General features: G+C 77.0%; 2 protein-coding genes. One reads left to right on the top strand and one right to left on the bottom strand.

All coding sequences use genetic code 11. The features are described 5' to 3' along the window. Positions 1–1,061 (top strand): FAD-dependent monooxygenase (locus JHN63_RS50680; RefSeq protein ID WP_200691882.1); only part of this gene is annotated, 1,061 nt, incomplete at its 5' end. Here the strand turns inward: JHN63_RS50680 and JHN63_RS50675 are convergent. Beyond that, a complete protein-coding gene (locus JHN63_RS50675) occupies positions 1,054–1,716 on the bottom strand; it encodes a ScbR family autoregulator-binding transcription factor (protein ID WP_200691881.1) in 663 nt (220 codons plus the stop codon). The two genes, JHN63_RS50680 and JHN63_RS50675, sit on opposite strands and share 8 nt — an antisense overlap. Between the last annotated feature and the right edge of the window lie 114 nt (positions 1,717–1,830).

The raw sequence follows: 1,830 nt of genomic DNA, 5'->3' as shown, positions 1-1,830 counted from the left end.
GAACCGGGGTCGGGGGCGCGGGCGGCGGGGGTGTCCCCTCCGGCGCGGTCCGTCTGCGGACCCTGAACTGCTCGGGTGCGCACCCCGGGCGGCAGGCGGCGCCCACGCTGGAGGAACTGCGCCGGGAGGTCGCCTGGATCACCGGGCGGGAGGTCGCGATGGGGCGGGCGCGGTGGCTGAGCCGGTTCAGCGACTTCAGCCGTATCACCCGCTCCTACCGGGCGGGGCGGATCCTGCTGGCGGGGGACGCGGCCCATGTCCACTTCCCGATCGGCGGCCAGGGGCTGAGCGCCGGGGTGCTGGACGCCCTCAACCTCGGCTGGAAACTGGCCCTGGCCGTCCGCGGCGCCGCCGCGCCGGGCCTGCTGGACACCTACGACCAGGAACGGCGTCCCGCCGCGCAGCGGGTCATCGACAACACCCGCGCCCAGCTCGCCCTCATGCGCCCCGACACCGGCCTGGACCCGCTGCGCACCCTGTTCGGCGAACTGCTGGCCCGGAGCGGCCAGGGCGGGAACGGGGGCGAGGGCGGGGTGCTGGCCTCGATGGTCAGCGCCCAGGACACGGTGCTGCCCGCGCGCGCCGCCGATCCCTCGCCCTGGGAGGGACGGTTCCTGCCCAACACCGAACTGGTCACCGCCCGGGGCCGTACCGACGTCATCGGCCTGCTGGCCGCCGGCCGGCCGCTGCTCCTGCTGTCCGAGGCGGCCGGCAGCGGCCGCTGGGAGGCGCAGGCACGGCCGTGGGCCGGGCTGCTGCGGGTGGTGCACGTCCAGGCGCCGGCCGCCCTGCCGGGCGGGGCGGTCCTGGTGCGGCCGGACGGATACGTCGCCTGGGCGGCCGGCGCCGGCCCCCTCGCCCCCGCCCTCGGCGCCTACTTCCGCCAGGACGGCGGCCGGCAGCAGGAACAGCCCGGCACCGGCACCGCGACGGCCCCCGGCACCGGCACCGGGAGCAGGAGCGGGGCGGCCTCCGGCACCACGACGCGACGACCGCACACGGACACCGGCACGGACGCGGGTGTGGGGGATGCGGCGCGGGGCGTGGGCGCGGTCAGGTGAGGGGCGCGGGCCCCGGCACGCCGCCGGTGTCGTGCAGCTGTCCCTGGACCCAGGCGCCCCGGGTCTCGGAGAGGTCGACGGCGGCCAGCACCGGGGGGATCACGACGGACGGCAGCACGTGCCGCAGCAGGCCGGTGACCCGGCGCGGCAGGTCCTGGTAGCCGGACAGGGACCGGGACAGGGCCTGGACCCCGGCGAAGGCCCCCACCAGGACGCCCGCGGTCTGGGTCGGCACCACGTGCGGCAGCAGCTCGCCGCGCTCGCGCGCCTGCTCCAGCAGGCCGGTGCCGACCTCGCCCCAGCGCCGGAAGGAACCCCCGCGGTCCAGCCCCTCGGCCTGCTGGTCGAGCGCGAGGCGCGCACCGGCCCGGACCACCGGGTCGGTGCGCAGCCGGTGGGCGTGCAGCACCACGCCGTCCACCAGCTGCTGGACGGCGCACGCGGGGACCTCCGCGGGCAGCCGGCCGTCCTGCTCGCGGATCACCCCCTCCGCCAGATCCTCCTTGGAGGGGAAATGGAAGTAGAGCGCACCCCGGGTCACCCCCGCCCGGGCGAGGATCTCGCTGATCGTCGCGGCCCGGTAGCCGCGTTCCTCGAAGACCCCGGCCGCCGCGGCGAGGATCGCCTGACGGGTGAGGATCGCCCGGTCCTGCATCGCCGCCCCCGGTCCGCTGTGTCCGACGGGCCCGAAGACCCAATAAAAACCGTCCAGTCCGGATCTTACCGCGCAAGGCCCCGCCCCGGCAGACCAAAACACACCGCACCACCC

The sequence above is a fragment of the Streptomyces sp. MBT65 genome (genome assembly GCF_016612545.1).
GTDB lineage: Bacteria > Actinomycetota > Actinomycetes > Streptomycetales > Streptomycetaceae > Streptomyces.
Note: the sequence above shows the minus strand (reverse complement) of the source record. Positions and strands in the feature narration are given on the sequence as shown.